The sequence below is a fragment of the Roseateles chitinivorans genome (genome assembly GCF_050632235.1).
Taxonomy (GTDB): Bacteria; Pseudomonadota; Gammaproteobacteria; order Burkholderiales; family Burkholderiaceae_C; genus Roseateles; species Roseateles chitinivorans_A.
Map to the genome: position 1 here is coordinate 5,673,858 of NZ_CP192584.1, position 15,458 is coordinate 5,689,315.

Below are 15,458 nucleotides of genomic sequence, written 5' to 3' on the forward strand. Positions count from 1 at the left end.
ATGGTGACATGGTGGACCATTGTGTCGCTTGAATGCGCAACCTCGGGGCCACCGCAGTCCAGGCGGCTCACGCCCATGAACGGCAACGGGGAATCAGGCGATCCGCCCGATTCCCCGTCTGAATGGCGCGCCCTCCAGGGCGCTCAATCAATTCAACGCGCCGATTCGATGCGCTGCGCGTTCAGGCCGTCCGACACGATGAACTCGAAGCGGCCGCCGGCCGGCAGTTCATGCGTATCCAGCGTCGCCTCGCCACCTTGCAGGTCCTGCGCCAGGTTCAGGCGGCGGGTGCCGTCCGTCCAGGTCACGCTCAGGAACGGCGCGGAGTCCGCATCCCAGCGCAGCGTCGCCTTGCCGCCGGCTTCCTTCACCGACACCTGCGCACGGCTGCCGCCGGCCGCCTGGGCCTTGGCACGGGCGTTGGTCACGCGCGCCTGGGCCTGCGCCAGGGTCACGCCGTCCTTCAGGACGCTGATGCTGGCGATGTTGTCGACCTTGGGCACGAGCACGCTGAAGTGCTGGTTGTCGCCGTCATGGTCCAGCGACTGCGCCGTGAAGGCCTGGTCCACGATCTGGCCGCCGGTCGTCTGCACGCGCAGCACGTACGGGCCGGAGGCCGCGTCAGGCTTGGCGAACAGCGACTTCACCGGGTTCACCTCGACCTGGCGGCCGTTGATGTTGCCGCTGATCAGCAGCACGTCCTGCGCCACCGCCTTGGCTTCCGCCGCCTGCGCCTTGACCGTGTCGGCCGGCGTCAGGAAGGTCTGCATGATGCGGTAGTTGTAGTCCGAGAACACCGTGCCGCCGCAGTAGCTCATGATGTCGTGGCGGTCCGTCGGGCGCGGGTCGTAGAACGAGTTCGTGTCCGACAGGTAGCTCCAGATGTAGCGGCCCGGCTTGCCCAGGTTGGCGTCCGGGTACGGGTACTTCGGATCCGGCGAACCGGCGCCGCCGCAGGCCGCGTGCGGCAGCGAGAAGTTGTGGCCGAGTTCGTGCGCGACGACGTCGCGCACCGTGTCCGGATTGCTCGGCATGTCGAAGCCGACCGCCGAGTTGCCGGGCACGTAGCCCAGCCCCGCCAGGCCCCAGGTGCGCTTCGGGATGAAGCCGAAGTAGTAGTCGTGACGGGCGGCGCCCTCGATGCGGTGCAGGTCGGCCAGTTCGCCCAGGATCTTGCCGAAGGCATCGCTCCATTGCGCGTCGGTGGTCGGCAGAGTCGTGACCTTGCCCGACACGAAGACCGGATGCGACTGGGGCGTCACCGTGGACACCGGGAACAGCGCGCGCAGGTGACCGGTCTGGTCCACCGGCAGCTGGCCGGTCGTGCCGGCGATGCGCACCGCGATCGGCACGAAACGCATCGGCGTGCCGCCGCCGACGCGCGGCGTGAAAGTCTGCGCCGCGGCGCCCGCCACGGTGACCGTGACCTTCAGGCCGTTCTTGACCAGCTCGGCCGGCACGGTGACCGTGTAGGCGTCGTCGAAGGACTGCGTCTCGGAGACCGTCGTCGGCAGACCGCGGCGCGGCGCGGCCAGCACGAGGTCGCGGCTGGAGCCGTCGACGGTGTTGTCGACGCGCACCAGGCCCGTCGGCGCGGCGGTGCCGGCCGGCGCGGTCACATTGACCTTCAGCAGCGCCGGCTTGTTGGCGACCAGCACCAGCTGGTTGTCCGTGCTGCCGTAGAGCATCGACTGCGCGAACTGCACCGACGCCAGCGTCACGTTCGACGAGACGATCTTCGTGACGCGCATCGAGGAGACCGCGTCATTCATGCTGACCGAGGTCAGGTTGGCGTTGTCCGCCGTCAGCGTGACCGAGCGGCCGCCGAAGTTGATGTCGGCGAAGAGCTCCACCTTGAAGCCCGCAGGCACGCGGATGGACGAGACGCGGTCGTTCCAGGTCGGTCCGATCCAGCTCGTCGTCGTGCTGCGGCACAGGCCGGCGCCGGCGTAGTTGGCGTGTTCATAGAAGCAGACCTGCGGATCCGCGGCCGCCGTGACGGCGCCCGCCGATGCCGTGGTGGTGCCGTTCTGCTGGCCCGCCGCGACCAGGCCGCCAGCGCCATCGCTGCCGCCGCCGCAACCGACGAGCACGCCGGCCAGGGCCAGCGACAGGGCCAGCGGATGCAGGCGGAGTGCGCCGGTCGGGCGCTGGGTGGTGATCGTCATGGAATCCGTCCTTTTAGACCTTTGGAGGTAGGCGGCGGATTATTCGGAGCGCTCTGCGCACGGCGTGCAACCGGTCGCGCCGATTCGTAAGCGGTCGCAAGCAGGTTTCCAGCCTTCCGGGCTTTACACGGCGGACACGCGCCCCCGCAGGCACCCAACCAGGGAACGCCTGGTTGCATTCGAAACCGAAAACGCGTCGCCGATTCAGGGACAGCCATGAAAGCGATTTCACAAAACGCCACAGAATCGCCGGCGATCGACCGAGGCCGCGCGGATGTCGCGCTGCGCCCGACCGATCCTTCAACCCCAAGGGAGCTCGCGATGACACTGTCCCATTCGTTCCGCCGTCCTGTCCTCACCGGTCTGCTGGCCGCCCTCGCCCTGTGCGGCGTGGCGTCGAGCGCCCTCGCCCAGACCAAGGTGGTCGGCTACATCCCGGGCTGGAAGGGCCTGCGCGCCGTCGCCGACCGCACCGACCTGACCAAGCTCACCCACGTGAACCTGGCCTTCGCGAATCCGTCGGGCAGCGGCGCCTTCCTCAGCAACGGCAACCCGAGCTGCATGGACGCCTCCGCCTCCGACATCCAGTACGTCGTGCAGAAGGCCCACGCGGCCGGCGCGAAGGTGCTGATCTCGGTGGCCGGCGGCGCGATCCCCGGCTGCTCCGGCAACTGGCAGACCCTGCTGCAGCCCGGCAACCGCGCGGCCACGGTCAACGGCCTGGCGCAGTTCGTCAACACCTTCGGCCTGGACGGCGCGGACATCGACATCGAGGGCGCCGTGCTGACCGCCATCGACCGCGCCGGCAACTACACGCCCTTCATCCAGGCGCTGCGTGCCGCGCTGCCCGGCAAGCTGATCACCGCGGCCACGGCGAGCTATGAGGGCGGGATGATCCCCGTCTCCTCGATCCCGCACTTCGACTTCGTGACCATCATGTCCTACGACAACGTGGGACCGAGCTGGGGCCAGGTCGGCCAGGAGCACTCGACCTACGCGATGGCGCAGAAGGACGTCGCGACCTGGCAGTCGCGCGGCCTGCCCAAGGACAAGCTGGTGCTGGGCGTGCCGTTCTACGGCTACGGCTTCAACGGCTATTCGTCGGACTACGGCTTCAACGACATCATCAACCAGTTCGGCGCGGCGGCGGCGCAGAAGGACCTGATCGGCACGCTGTGCGCGAGCTGCGGCTACATCACCTACAACGGCATCCCGACGATCAAGGCCAAGACGCGGCTGGCGCTGCAGCAAGGCGCGGGCGTGATGATCTGGGAGCTGTCGCAGGACGGCACCGGCGCCAACAGCCTGCTGGGCGCGATCCGCGCCGAGATCGGCGGCGGCACCACGCCGCCCCCGTCGACCAGCAAGCTGATCGAGGCCGAGGCCTTCACCAACCAGAGCGGCGTGCAGACCGAGGCCTGCAGCGAAGGCGGCAGCAACGTCGGCTGGATCGATGCCGGCGATTGGATGGCCTACGCCAACGTCAACTTCCCGAGCAGCGGCAGCTACCGCGTCGAGTACCGCGTCGCCAGCCCGAGCGGCTCGCGCCTGTCGCTGGACCTGAACGCCGGCAGCATCCAGCTCGGCCAGGTCACGATCCCGGCCACCGGCGGCTGGCAGAACTGGACGACGGTCTCGCACACGGTCAACGTCAACGCCGGCACCTACGCGCTCGGCGTCTACGCACCGGCCGGCGGCTGGAACCTGAACTGGGTGCGCATCACGAAGCTGTGAGCGCGGGCTGATCGACCGGCGTCACGGGGAGGAACGATTCCCCGTGGCGTCCGGCGGCGCGGGCCGGAGGAACGCGCCGACGTCGTTCGACTGGATTCTCTGCCGTCGATTCACCCTTTGGAGGGAGTGCCGCGCATTTCAGAGACAAGGCCGCGTCCCCGTCGTTGACGCGCACCGTTCACATCGCTACCGTCGCGCTCCCACATCCTCAACCGGATCGATCCATGCGACCGCGCTTCCTCTTCGCTCCCGCGCTGGCCCTGAGCTTGAGCGCGGCCTTGCCCGCTCACGCTTTGACGAAGGAAGACGCGGCCAACAACCTCATGCTGCTCATCGGCGCCCGCAACGAGGCGATGTTCTGCGAGCCGTTCGGCAAGACCGCGATCAAGTCGCTGATGAAGTGGGAGGTCAGGAACAAGGCCGTCTTCGACCTGTCCACGAAGACGATCGAGGACGCCGCCGTCGCCACCGGCGCCCTGCCCCGCGAGCGCGCGTCGGAAGCATCCATGCTGCTGATGGCCCGGCTGCAGGGCCGGTATGACCGCGAGATCGCGCCGACACGCAAGCAGTCCCACTGCGCGGTCTTCGACGATTCGCTCGAGGTCTACGGCCGGGGACTACGCACCAAGTGATCCGGCGGCACGGCGACGGCTCGCCGACGGCGGCCCCGCGCTCCCTCAGGCATCCCGGCCGTTGTAATGCGTGACCGGAATGGTCTCCAGGTCGATGCCTTCGAGGCAGCGGACGTTGATCGCCGCCATCGCGTTGCCCTTCGGATCCGTGCCCTCGGCATAAGGATGGATCCCGCACACCGCGCAGAAGCGGTGCTTGATCGCATGCTTGTTGAACAGGTAGGTGGCGGCCGCCGCCTCGTCGGTCTTCAGCCGGAACTGGCCGCGCGGCACGAACCACAGCAGCGAGCCCTTGCGCTGGCACATCGAGCAGTTGCAGGCCATCGCACTGTCGATCTCGCCGTCCACCTCGTAGGCCACGCGTCCGCAGTGGCAGCTTCCCTGGTACGTCGTCATGCGGTCTCCGATGCGATGGTCCGGATCTTGACGCGGCTGAGCTGAGCTCGAGGCCACATCACTTCAGCATCAGCTCCACGTCCTGTCCCGGATCGCCGCAGCCGTCCAGGCGCAGGCGCAGGAACTCGAGGTCCAGGTGGAGATGCTCGACCAGCTCGGGCACCGCGGTCGTGAGCGCCGCGATGCGGTCGACGTTCGTGTCGCAGGCGTCGGCCACCACCTCGGACAGGTGCAGGATTGCGGCGAGCATCGAGAAGGGCTTGACCTCCAGCGGCACGTTCGCATCCTTGAAGGCCTCGACCAGGTCGGCCGGGAAGTGCCAGTGCGCGGCCAGCGCGGCGGTGACGTCGGCATGCGTGCAGCCGAAACGGTGCGACTCCAGCGAGAAACGGCTGCCGGGCTCGGCCGCGTGGGCTTCCACGTCGGCGACCTGGTCGGGCTCGCTCATCGCCATCATCAACTGGCCGGTGCGCAGCATCAGGCCGGCGAGGTAGGCGGTGTCGGCGTCGCCGTGCAGCAGCTTGGCCAGCAGCCGCGCATACCCGGCCGTGCGCATGCTGTGGCGCCAGAAGCGCTGGCGGTCCAGGCCCTTCACGTCCGGGAAGGTGCCCGTCAGGCTGGCCGCCATCGCGAGGTTGCGCAGCGTCTCCAGGCCCAGTGCCATCGCCGCGTCCTGCAGGGTGCTGATCGTGTGCGACGGGCTGTAGCGCGCCGAGTTGGCGAGTCGCAGCACCTTGGCCGCGAGCGTCGAATCCTTGCCGATCAGCTCGGCGATCTGGCCGAGCGAGACGCCGTCGTCGTCCAGGCTGCGCAGCAGCTTGCGTCCGACCTCGGGCATCACCGGAAGGCTGGCGTGCCCCCCGAAGAATCGTTCCGCGCTGGAAACGGTGGTGGTGGCGGGGGTCACGCTGGCGATCGTCACATTGGCCTCCTTGGGGACGCAACGGAAAGTGTGGCGACCAGTCTAAGCCGCTCAGCGACCGCGCGCCAGCGCCAGCAGCTCGACCCGGTCCAGCAGCCCGATGCGGTAGCCCCGGACCGCCACGACGCCCCGATCGGCGAGCTGGCGCAGCGTGCGCGACAGCGTCTCCGGCGAGATCGACAGCTGCGCCGCCACGTCGCGCTTGCGCTCGGCCAGCTGCAGCTCCTGCGCGGCGCCCGCCTGCGCGAGCAGCCAGGCGGCCACGCGACCGGTGGCGTCCTTCATCGTCAGGCCGCGGATCGCGTCCTGCGCGTCCCGCAGCTGCGCGGCGGTGGCCCGCACCAGCGCCTCCAGCACCAGCGGCTGCGACCGCAGCCACATCGTCGCCACCGTCATCGGCCAGACCATCAGCAGCGCGGAGGAGGACACGACGCTGACATCCTCCTCGTAACGGCCTTCCAGCCAGGCGGTGTGCAGGTCCAGCCACTGCGGACCGGTCAGCGGGCCGCGCGCGGCGACCTTGCCCTCGCACAGCGCCAGCATGGCCACGGCGGCGTCACCGCGACGGATCGCCAGCTCGCCGGCCTGGCAGCGGCGCACCTGCGTGATGCCGGCCAGCGCGGACCAGCTCCCGCCGTCCAGCAGCACGTCGCCGAGCAGCGCGCGCCACGGGATCGGATGCGAGGGACCGGGGATCAGGCCGGTGCTGGCGGGAGGGGAAAGGGATGGAGCGGGGTCGGAGGTCAGAGGGGCAATCACGGGCATTCTCGGAAACCGGGAATGCCGGACTGTCCTCGCCCCGGACGGAAATTGCCTTGAGGCGCGTCAACATCTGGTCAATCTCCCCCACGATTCGCTCGATGGGGGATATCCGCCGCCCTGCCCGCCCGGCTGGCGAGGCCTGACCCTCAACGGATCAGCAGCGCCCGGAAGTCGTTGACGTTGGTCTGCGTCGGTCCGGTGATCAGCAGGTCGCCCAGGGCCTCGAAGAGCGCGTAGCCGTTGTTGGCCGCCAGCAGGTCCGCCGGCTTCAGGCCGAGCGCGCGGGCGCGCTCCAGGGTGCTGGGACTGAGGAAGGCGCCAGCGTTGTCCTCGACGCCGTCGATGCCGTCGGTGTCCGCGGCCAGGCCCCAGACCTCCGGCTGCCCGTCCAGCGCGATCGCGCAGCCGAGCACGAACTCGCCCGCCCGGCCGCCGCGTCCGGGCTGCGGGACCAGCGTCACCGTGGTCTCACCGCCGGACAGGATCAGGCAGGGCTTCGCGAAGGGCTCGCCGTGCCGCGCCACCGAGCGCGCCAGCGCGGCGTGCACGCGGCCGACCTCCCTGGACTCGCCCTCGATCTCGTCGGAGAGCACGTGCGCGGTGATGCCCAGCGCGCGCGCCGCCTCGGCGGCCGCGAGCAGGCTCTGGCGCGGCGCCGCGATGATGCGCTGCTCATGGCCGTCGAAGCAGGGGTCGCCGGGCTTGGGCGTCTCCCACTCGCCGCGCTCCAACGCGTCGACCGCGAGCTGCGGCAGGGCGATGCGGTAGCGGCGGCAGATCGCCAGCGCCTCGGCGCAGGTGCTCGCGTCGGGCACCGTCGGGCCGGAGGCGATCACCTGCGGATCGTCGCCGGGCACGTCGGAGATCATCAGCGTCAGCACCCTGGCCGGCGCACAGGCGGCGGCCAGCCGGCCACCCTTGATGCCGCTGAGGTGCTTGCGCACGCAGTTCATCTCGACGATGTTGGCGCCGCTGGCCAGCAGCGCGCGGTTGACCGCCTGCTTGTCGGCCAGCGTCAGCCCCGGCGCCGGCAGCGGCATCAACGCCGAGCCGCCGCCCGAGATCAGGCAGATCACCTGGTCGTCGGCGGTCGGGTTGAAGTCGCGCACCTTCTGCATCATCCGCGCCGCGGCGCGTTCGCCGGCGGCGTCGGGCACCGGGTGCGCGGCCTCGACCATCTCGATGCGACGTGGCCGGTAATCCGGCGGGATGTGACCGTAGCGCGTGATCACCAGCCCGGTCATGGGCGCACTGGCCGGCCAGGCGGCCTCGAAGGCCTGCGCCATCGACCCGCCGCCCTTGCCCGCACCGATCACCAGCGTGCGACCCTTGGGGGCGGCGGCAGGTGACTGGCCAGGATCTTCCCCGGCAGCGCGCGGTCCACCGCGACGCGGTAGAGGTGCTTCAGCAACGCGCGGGGGTCGTCGAGCAGCGCCTGCGCCTCAGGCGAGCCGGCGGCGGGCGTGGCGGAGGCCGAAGCGGTCGAAACGGCCGGTGGGGCGGAGGCGTCGTGTTGCTGGCTCATGACCGGTGATTGTGGAGACCTGTCCCCTCAGACGGCGTCCGTAGTGCTACCGACCTCGTGGTTGGCCAGCACTTCCAGCGCGCGCACCAGCGCCGAGTGGTCGAGCTGGTCCCAGCCCTGGGCCGCGGCGGCCTGCATCAGCTGCGCGGTGTTGGCGGTGTTGGGCAGCGCCACGTTCATGGACTTGGCGCTCTGCAGCGCGAGGTTCAGGTCCTTCTGGTGCAGCGCGATCCGGAAGCCCGGGTTGAAGGTGCGCTTGATCATGCGCTCGCCGTGGACCTCGAGGATGCGGCTGGAGGCGAAGCCGCCCATCAGCGCCTCGCGCACCTTGGCCGGATCGGCGCCGGCCCGGGACGCGAAGACCAGCGCCTCGCCGACGGCGGCGATGTTCAGCGCCACGATGATCTGGTTGGCCACCTTGGTGACCTGGCCCGCGCTCGCGCCGCCGACCAGCGTGATGTTCTTGCCCATCAGCTCGAACAGCGGCTTGATGCGCGCGAAGGTGGACTCCTTGCCGCCGACCATGATCGACAGCGTGCCGGCCTTGGCGCCGACCTCGCCGCCGGAGACCGGCGCGTCCAGCCATTCGGCGCCGAGCGCCTCGATGCGCGCGGCGAAGTCCTTGGTCGCGATCGGCGAGATCGAGCTCATGTCCACGACCGTCTTGCCCGTGCCCTTGCCGCCGGCGAACGCGGCGGCGATGCCACCCTCGCCGAACAGCACGCGCTCGACGTCCGGCGTGTCCGGCACCATCGTGAAGATCACGTCGGCCTGCTCGGCCAGTTCCGTCGCGCTGGCGCAGACGGTCGCGCCGGCGGCGGCCACTTCCTCGCGCACCTTGCTGCGCGTCTGGACGAACAACTGATGCCCGCCCTGCGCGAGACGCACCGCCATGGGCGCGCCCATGATGCCCAGGCCGATGAAACCGATCTTGATGCTCATTGCCATAACTCCTGAATCAAACCTGAATCAATCCTTGAACTTGTCTCGCAGGCCTTGCGTGGCCGCGCGGAAGATGCCGAGATCGCTGCCGACAGCGACGAAGGTGGCGCCCTGCTCGATGTAGCGGCGTGCATCCGCTTCGACCGGCGCGAGGATGCCGACGGGTTTGCCGGCCGCCTTGCAGGCCGCATAGATCGTCGCCATCGCCGCCTGCACGTCCGGGTGCTGCGGGTTGCCGAGGTGGCCGTAGCCGGCCGCCAGGTCGGACGGGCCGATGAACACGGCGTCCACGCCGTCCACCGCCGCGATGGCCGCGACAGCGGCGACGCCCGCCGGGCTCTCGATCTGGACGACCACGGTGATCTGCTCGTTGATGCCCTGGAAGTAGCCGGGCACCGTGCCGTAGCGGTTGTTGCGCTGCGAGACCGACACGCCGCGGATGCCCTGCGGCGGATAACGCGTCGAGGCGACGGCCCGGGCCGCTTCCTCCGCGCTCTCGACGAATGGGACCAGGAAGTTGGAGAAGCCCGCGTCGAGCAGCCGCTTGATTTCGACGGCGTTGTTGCTGCTCGGCCGCACGACCGGCGCGCTGACGCTGTCCTTGAGCGCCATCAGCTGCGGCACGAAGCTGCTGACCTCGTTGGGCGAGTGCTCGCCGTCCAGCAGCAGCCAGTCGAAGCCGGCCACGCCCAGCACCTCGGTGCTGATCGGGCTGGCGAGCGAGCACCAGCAGCCGATCAGGCGCTCACCGGCGATCAGGCGCTGGCGCAGCGTGTTGGGGAAGGCGGAATAGGGCGTGGTCGGCGTCGGCATGACGGGCTCCTCAGGTCGGAATCAAACGGGTCTGCGTCGACGCGACCGACGACGCATCCAGCGATGCGTCATCGATGCGCCGATCGGCGATCAATCGAGCTTCAGTCCGCTCTTGGCCACGACGCCCGCCCACTTCTTGCGCTCGGCGTTGAAGAAGGTGTCCATCTCGGTCGCGTTCATCGTGTTGACCTCGGCGCCCTGCGCGGCCAGGCGCGCGCGGACGTCGGGCATGCGGATGATGGCGATCAGCGCGGCCGACAGCTTGTCGATGTTGGCCTTGGGCATGTTGGCCGGGGCGAGGATGCCCTGCCAGGTGCCGGATTCGAAGCCGGTGGCGCCCTGCTCGGCCAGCGTCGGCACGTTGGGCAGCAGCGGCACGCGGGTGGACTTGCTCACGCCGATGACCTTGAGCTTGTTCTGCTGCACGAAAGGCAGCGTCGCGAGCATGCCGTTCATCAGCACCTGCGTCTGGCCGGCGATGGTGTCGGTGACGGCCTGCGAGCCGCCCTTGTACGGGATGTATTCCCACTTGGCGCCGGTCAGGCTGGCGACCTGGAAGCCGGCCAGGTGGGGCGCGCTGCCCATCGCGGTGACGGCGAAGTCGATCTTGGACTTCTTCGACAGCTCGACCAGTTCCTTCAGGTTGTTGGCCGGCACCGACGGATGCACGACCAGCATGTGCGGCGAGTACGCCAGCATCGCCACGCCCTTCAGGTCCTTGGACGGGTCGAAGTTGAGCTTGGTGTACAGCGACGGGCTGATGGCCAGCGCGCTGACGTCGCACAGCATGATGGTGTAGCCGTCGTTGGCCTTGGCGGTCTGGTCCGCGCCCATGTTGCCGCTGGCGCCGGGCTTGTTCTCGACGATGACGGTCTGCTTGAGCGCTTCGCCCAGCAGCGGCGAAATGATGCGGGCGATGATGTCCGAGGAACCGCCCGGGGTGTACGGGACGATGATCTTCAGCGGCTTGCTGGGCCAGGCGGCCTGCGCGTAGGCGCTGGGGGCAATACCTGCCACCGCGGCTACAGCGGCGGCGGCGGCGGTCTTGATGAGGGCACGGCGGGCGAACTTCTTGTCTTGCATGTTGTCTCTCTCCAGGTGTCGTTCGGGGGGATCGTTCAGCGGACCATGCAGGGCCGCTTGGGATCGAACTTCCAGTCGGGGATCAGGTGCTGCATGGCGATGGCGTCGTCGCGCGCGCCCAGGCCGTGCTGCAGGTAGAGCTGGTGGGCCGCTTCCACGGCCTTCATGTCGAGCGTCACGCCCAGGCCGGGCGCGGTCGGGACCGCGACTTCGCCTTCGACGATCTGCAGCGGCTTCTCGGTCAGGAACTGGCCGTCCTGCCAGATCCAGTGCGTGTCGATCGCGGTGAGGCGACCCGGCGCGGCGGCGGCGGCGTGCGTGAACATCGCCAGCGACACATCGAAGTGGTTGTTGGAATGCGAGCCCCAGGTCAGGCCGAAGTCGCGGCAGGTCTGCGCGACTCGGACCGCGCCGGACAGGGTCCAGAAGTGCGGGTCGGCCAGCGGGATGTCGACGGACTGCAGGCTGAGCGCATGCGTGAACTGGCGCCAGTCGGTGGCGACCATGTTGGTGGCCGTCGGCAGGCCGGTGGCGCGGCGGAACTCGGCCATCACCTCGCGGCCCGAGAAGCCCTCCTCGGCGCCGCAGGGATCCTCGGCATAGGCGAGCACGCCGCCCAGGTCTCGCAGCAGGCGGATCGCGTCCTTCAGCAGCCAGCCGCCGTTGGGATCGAGCGTGACGCGCGCTTCGGGGAAGCGCGCCTTCAGCGCCTTGATCGCCTCGACCTCTTCCTCGCCGCGCAGCACGCCGCCCTTGAGCTTGAAGTCCTTGAAGCCGTAGCGCGCCTGCGCGGCGGCGGCCTGCTCGACGATGGTCTCCGGCGTCATCGCGACGTGGTGGCGGACCTTCAGCCAGGCGTCGGAGGCGGCGTCGCTGCCGACCTCGTCCTCGGGCGTCTTGTAGGCCAGGCCCGTCTTCGTGCGGTCGCCGACGAAGAACAGGTAGCCCAGCATCGCGACGCTGTCGCGCTGCTTGCCTTCGCCGAGCAGCTCGCACACCGGCACGCCCAGGTGCTGGCCGAGCAGGTCCAGCAGCGCGCATTCGACGGCGGTGAGCACGTGGATGGTGGTCCGCAGATCGAAGGTCTGCAGGCCGCGGCCACCGCTGTCCAGGCCCTTGAACTTCTCGCGGACCTGCGCGAGCAGCGCGTTCCACTTCGCGACCGGCTGGCCGACAAGCAGCTCGCCGGCTTGTTCCAGCGTCTTGCGGATGGGCTCGCCGCCGGGGATCTCGGCGATGCCGACGTGGCCGGCGTTGTCCTCGAGGATCAGCAGGTTGCGGGTGAAGAACGGCGCATGGGCGCCGCTCAGGTTCATGAGCATGCCGTCGCGGCCGGCGACCGGGATCGCGCGGGCGGAGGTGACGATGGGACTGCTTGCGCTCACGAGAAGCTCCTGGTCAAACTGAATCAATCGGCGGTGATCTTGCGGGTCTCGATGACCTGCTTCCAGCGCGCGAACTCGGTCTTCTGGAAGGCCTGGGCCTGGTCGGGCGTGTTGGCCACGGTCTCGATGCCGATGTCGGTGAACTTCTGCTTCACCGAGGGCTCGTGCAGCGCGGCGACGATGTCCTTCTGCAGCTGCGCACGCACGGCGGGCGGCAGGCCCTTCGGTGCGGCCACGCCTTGCCAGGAGTAGACGTCGGCGCCCTTGATGCCGGACTCGGACAGCGTGGGCACGTTGGGCAGCACGGCGGAGCGCTTGTCGCCGGTCACGGCCAGCGCGCGCAGCTTGCCGCCGAGGATGTGCGGCAGCACCGCGTTGACGTTCTGGAAGGAGGCGTCGATCTGGGCGCCCAGCAGGTCGCTGATCGCGGGGGCGCCGCCTTTGTACGGCACGTGCAGGCCGTTGGTGCCGGTCTGCAGCCAGAACAGCTCGGCGGTGAGGTGGTCGGAGGAGCCGTTGCCCGAGGAGGCGAAGCTCATCTTGCCGGGCTCCTTCTTGAGCGTGTCGATCACGTCCTTGACGCTCTTGAGCGGCGAGGCGGCCGGCACGACCAGCACGTTGGGCGCCTGGATGGCGACGGTGAGCAGGTCGATGTCCTTGAGGGCGTCGTACTGGACGGCCTTGATCAGGTGCGGCGCGATGACGAAGGGTCCGAGCGAGGACACCAGCAGCGTGTAGCCGTCGGGCGCGGCGCGCTTGACCTGGGTGGTGCCCAGGGTGCCGGTGGCGCCGGGGCGGTTGTCGACGATGACGGTCTGGCCCCACTTCTTCTGCAGCTCGGCGCCCATGGCGCGGGCCAGCATGTCGGTGGAACCGCCGGCGGGGAACGGGACCACGATGGTCACCGGCCGCTCGGGGAAGCCGCTGGCGTGGGCCAGGCCGGCCGCGAAGGTGGACAGGACGGCGGCGCCGAGGGCGGCACCCGCTTTGACAGCCAGGCGGCGGGTCAGGACGGTCATGGTTTTGTCTCCGGAAAGGAACCGTGGAAACCGCTCTTGGTGCGCCCTCGGGACTCAGCCCTGGGTCGCTTCGGCGGTCTTGTTGTCAGTCATCATACAAGTTGGCTTGAGCCGATGGCAAGGCGGTCTGTCCGCATTGAGGATCGGGAAAAACGCGTAATCAGGCTGGGCCGACCTGCCTGGCCGGCGGGATCACCGAGAGATGTTCGGGAGACGCCTGCGGGAGGCCTGGCGCGGGCTCTCCAGGGAGCATGGGGGCTCCCTCCTGGACCCCCAAGCACCCTTCCGGCCCCACCCGCTCTCGCTGTGTTCGGGCCTGACGTCTTGCGCGAGCGTGGTGCCTTGTCAGCCTGGCGCTTGTTCAGGTCTAGCGCTTGTCCTGCAGCGCGAGCGCCGCACGGCGACGCCGCTCCCGGCTGTTGGCCAGGTGCGTCCGCATGGCGGCGCGGGCAGCCTCGGTGTCGCGCGCGGCGATCGCGTCGAGGATGCTCTCGTGCTCCGCGTTCACGCGGAGCAGGTAGTCGCGCTGCGCCACCGGGTCCTCGTCGCCCGCGGCCTGCAGGCTCGCGAGGCGCGCGCGCGGATGCTGGGCGCGCCCAGCGTCGCCATCAGCTGCTCGAAGTGCGGGTTGCCCGTCGCGCGGGCAATCTCGAGGTGGAACTGGAAGTCCGATGCCACCGCGTCTCGGCCCGCCTCGGCCGCCTCGGCGAAGGCCGACAGCGCCGCGCGCATGTTGTTCAGGTTCGCATCGCTGCGCCGCTGCGCGGCCAGCGCCGCCGCCTCGGTCTCGATGCCGATGCGCAGCTCCAGCACCGCGACGACGTCGTGCAAGGTCGCCATCTGCTCCGCGCCGATGCGGAACGGGCCGCCCTCCCCCAGCCCCAGGACGAAGGTCCCGATGCCGTGCCGGGTCTCGACCAGCCCCGCCGCCTGCAGCTTCGAGATCGCCTCGCGGACCACCGTCCGGCTGACCTCGAACTCGGCCATGATCGCCGCCTCGGTCGGCAGCTTGTCGCCGTTGGCGAGCGCACCCGCGCGGATCCGGTCCTCCAGCGCGCGGACAAGGCCGAGCGCCAGCGATTTCGGACGGGAACGGGTCAACGAAGCATTCATCACGGGGTCAGTTGTACGACAACATAGGCCTTCACGACAACCGCGTTATCGCGGTGTCGCGCCGATGCAGCGGGTGGTCGGGCAATGGAGACGTGCGCCGACGGGCGCGCGCGGGACGCGGATTGTCCCTGCTCCAGCCTCGCTGAGCGTCTCAGCCCGCGTCCAGCGGAAACTTCGTGCAACCCAGCCGCGCCGAGATGTCCCGGCTGGCGGTCTGCAGCATCGCCACGACCTCGGGCGCCTTGGCGTCGTCGTAGCGGAAGGTCGGGAAGCTGACGCTCATGCCGGCGATCGGCTGGCCCAGCCGGTCGAAGATCGGCACGCCGATGCAGCGGATGTGATCGTCGAACTCCTCGCGGTCCTCGCCGAAGCCCTGCCCCTTCACCCGTTCCAGCTCGGCCTGGAAGGCCGCCGGCTCGGTGATGGTCTTGTCGCGGAAGCGCTGGAACTCGGCGCCGGCCAGCACGCGGGCCCGGCGCTCCGGATGCTCCCAGGCCATCAGCACCTTGCCGATCGCCGTGCAGTGCAGCGGCGCGCGGCGGCCGATGCGCGAGTACATGCCCAGCATGTGCTTCGAATCGACCTTGTGGACGTAGATGATCTCGCTGTCGATCAAGGTGCCCAGGTGCACCGTCTCGCCGGTGGCGTCGGCCAGCATCTGCATGTGGTGCTTGGACAGGTCGACCAGGTCCGGGTACTGCAGCGCCTTCGCGCCGATCTCGAAGACCTTCATCGCCAGGCCGTAGCGTTCGCTGTCGGTCTCCTGACGAACATAGCCCAGCGTCTTCATGGTCTGCAGGAAGCGGTAGACCGTCGCCTTGGGCATCGCCAGCCTGACGGACAACTCCGAGATACCGGTATCACTGCGTTCTGACAGAGCCTGCAGGATGGCGAACACCTTGAGCACGGCGGCCACGGATTCGGGCTGCTGCTTGCCATCGTTCAGATCGTCATCCATGCGCAC

Annotated in this window: 12 protein-coding genes and 2 pseudogenes; 2 read left to right on the top strand and 12 right to left on the bottom strand. The window is 69.3% G+C overall.

From position 1 onward, the window contains the following. Positions 1 to 152: 152 nt before the first annotated feature. Positions 153 to 2,168 (bottom strand): peptidase inhibitor family I36 protein, encoded by a 2,016-nt coding sequence (locus ACQ859_RS25880; protein WP_431263371.1) that lies wholly within the window; start codon positions 2,166 to 2,168, stop codon positions 153 to 155. 321 nt (positions 2,169 to 2,489) lie between these two features. Here ACQ859_RS25880 and ACQ859_RS25885 point away from each other — a divergent pair, with 321 nt between their 5' ends. After that, a complete protein-coding gene (locus tag ACQ859_RS25885; protein ID WP_431263372.1) occupies positions 2,490 to 3,902 on the top strand; it encodes a carbohydrate-binding protein in 1,413 nt (470 codons plus the stop codon). 224 nt (positions 3,903 to 4,126) lie between these two features. Next, the gene (locus ACQ859_RS25890) at positions 4,127 to 4,534 is read left to right on the top strand and encodes a hypothetical protein (protein WP_431263373.1); all 408 of its coding nucleotides are present in this window, start codon (positions 4,127 to 4,129) and stop codon (positions 4,532 to 4,534) included. Positions 4,535 to 4,579: 45 nt separating this feature from the next. Here the strand turns inward: ACQ859_RS25890 and ACQ859_RS25895 are convergent, their stop codons facing one another. The 11 genes and pseudogenes from ACQ859_RS25895 to kdgR all read right to left on the bottom strand — a co-directional run bounded on the left by ACQ859_RS25895 (position 4,580) and on the right by kdgR (position 15,452). Next, positions 4,580 to 4,930: a GFA family protein gene (locus tag ACQ859_RS25895; protein WP_431263374.1), complete on the bottom strand. Its 351-nt coding sequence runs from the start codon at positions 4,928 to 4,930 to the stop codon at positions 4,580 to 4,582. 58 nt (positions 4,931 to 4,988) lie between these two features. After that, a complete protein-coding gene (locus ACQ859_RS25900) occupies positions 4,989 to 5,852 on the bottom strand; it encodes an HDOD domain-containing protein (RefSeq protein ID WP_431261025.1) in 864 nt (287 codons plus the stop codon). 51 nt (positions 5,853 to 5,903) lie between these two features. Next, complete coding sequence (locus ACQ859_RS25905; RefSeq protein ID WP_431263375.1) at positions 5,904 to 6,611, bottom strand: Crp/Fnr family transcriptional regulator; 708 nt, start codon at positions 6,609 to 6,611, stop codon at positions 5,904 to 5,906. A 149-nt stretch (positions 6,612 to 6,760) separates the two neighbouring features. Continuing rightward, a pseudogene (locus ACQ859_RS25910) lies at positions 6,761 to 8,139 on the bottom strand (glycerate kinase type-2 family protein). A 27-nt stretch (positions 8,140 to 8,166) separates the two neighbouring features. After that, a complete protein-coding gene (locus tag ACQ859_RS25915; protein WP_431263376.1) occupies positions 8,167 to 9,087 on the bottom strand; it encodes a 2-hydroxy-3-oxopropionate reductase in 921 nt (306 codons plus the stop codon). Between the two features lie 21 nt (positions 9,088 to 9,108). Then, positions 9,109 to 9,894, bottom strand: a complete 786-nt coding sequence (garL, locus tag ACQ859_RS25920) for a 2-dehydro-3-deoxyglucarate aldolase (RefSeq protein ID WP_431263377.1) — start codon at positions 9,892 to 9,894, stop codon at positions 9,109 to 9,111. A gap of 90 nt (positions 9,895 to 9,984) precedes the next feature. Continuing rightward, positions 9,985 to 10,977 carry a Bug family tripartite tricarboxylate transporter substrate binding protein gene (locus ACQ859_RS25925; protein WP_431263378.1) on the bottom strand — a complete coding sequence of 331 codons (993 nt, stop codon included), beginning with the start codon at positions 10,975 to 10,977 and terminating at the stop codon, positions 9,985 to 9,987. Between the two features lie 35 nt (positions 10,978 to 11,012). Further along, positions 11,013 to 12,299 carry an enolase C-terminal domain-like protein gene (locus ACQ859_RS25930; protein ID WP_431266657.1) on the bottom strand — a complete coding sequence of 429 codons (1,287 nt, stop codon included), beginning with the start codon at positions 12,297 to 12,299 and terminating at the stop codon, positions 11,013 to 11,015. 86 nt (positions 12,300 to 12,385) lie between these two features. Then, positions 12,386 to 13,381 carry a Bug family tripartite tricarboxylate transporter substrate binding protein gene (locus tag ACQ859_RS25935; protein ID WP_431263379.1) on the bottom strand — a complete coding sequence of 332 codons (996 nt, stop codon included), beginning with the start codon at positions 13,379 to 13,381 and terminating at the stop codon, positions 12,386 to 12,388. A 367-nt stretch (positions 13,382 to 13,748) separates the two neighbouring features. Beyond that, positions 13,749 to 14,494 (bottom strand): annotated as a pseudogene (locus tag ACQ859_RS25940) (FadR/GntR family transcriptional regulator). Between the two features lie 151 nt (positions 14,495 to 14,645). Next, the gene (kdgR, locus tag ACQ859_RS25945; protein WP_431263380.1) at positions 14,646 to 15,452 is read right to left on the bottom strand and encodes a DNA-binding transcriptional regulator KdgR; all 807 of its coding nucleotides are present in this window, start codon (positions 15,450 to 15,452) and stop codon (positions 14,646 to 14,648) included. Between the last annotated feature and the right edge of the window lie 6 nt (positions 15,453 to 15,458).

Bases quoted from the DNA above. Each gene is read 5' to 3' on its own strand.
- ACQ859_RS25880 (WP_431263371.1), bottom strand. From the start codon at position 2,168: ATGACGATCACCACCCAGCGCCCGACCGGCGCACTCCGCCTGCATCCG.
- ACQ859_RS25885 (WP_431263372.1), top strand. From the start codon at position 2,490: ATGACACTGTCCCATTCGTTCCGCCGTCCTGTCCTCACCGGTCTGCTG.
- ACQ859_RS25890 (WP_431263373.1), top strand. From the start codon at position 4,127: ATGCGACCGCGCTTCCTCTTCGCTCCCGCGCTGGCCCTGAGCTTGAGC.
- ACQ859_RS25895 (WP_431263374.1), bottom strand. From the start codon at position 4,930: ATGACGACGTACCAGGGAAGCTGCCACTGCGGACGCGTGGCCTACGAG.
- ACQ859_RS25915 (WP_431263376.1), bottom strand. From the start codon at position 9,087: ATGGCAATGAGCATCAAGATCGGTTTCATCGGCCTGGGCATCATGGGC.
- garL (WP_431263377.1), bottom strand. From the start codon at position 9,894: ATGCCGACGCCGACCACGCCCTATTCCGCCTTCCCCAACACGCTGCGC.
- ACQ859_RS25925 (WP_431263378.1), bottom strand. From the start codon at position 10,977: ATGCAAGACAAGAAGTTCGCCCGCCGTGCCCTCATCAAGACCGCCGCC.
- ACQ859_RS25930 (WP_431266657.1), bottom strand. From the start codon at position 12,299: ATGCTCATGAACCTGAGCGGCGCCCATGCGCCGTTCTTCACCCGCAAC.
- ACQ859_RS25935 (WP_431263379.1), bottom strand. From the start codon at position 13,381: ATGACCGTCCTGACCCGCCGCCTGGCTGTCAAAGCGGGTGCCGCCCTC.
- kdgR (WP_431263380.1), bottom strand. From the start codon at position 15,452: ATGGATGACGATCTGAACGATGGCAAGCAGCAGCCCGAATCCGTGGCC.